The 207-nt window shown below is 35.7% G+C and carries 1 protein-coding gene; it reads left to right on the top strand.

What is annotated here, in order from left to right:
- The coding region (locus tag ACX6CF_RS26380; protein ID WP_458788360.1) for a rod shape-determining protein at nt 1-207 on the top strand (207 nt) is incomplete at both ends.

Below are 207 nucleotides of genomic sequence, written 5' to 3'. Positions count from 1 at the left end.
TAAAATTGGGACAGCCTATAAAAGACCAGAAGTATTGACTATGGATGTTAGAGGAAGAAATCTCATTACAGGTTTACCAAAAACTATAACAGTTTCATCTGTAGAAACAGAAGAAGCACTTAGAGAAGCCACTTCCAATATAGTAGAAGCAGTTCATAGTGTGCTTGAAAAAACACCACCAGAGTTATCAGCAGATATTTCTGATAG

Source organism: Vallitalea sediminicola, assembly GCF_054408565.1.
The sequence above is the reverse complement of the archived record's forward strand: the minus strand, read 5'-3'. Positions and strand labels throughout refer to the sequence as shown.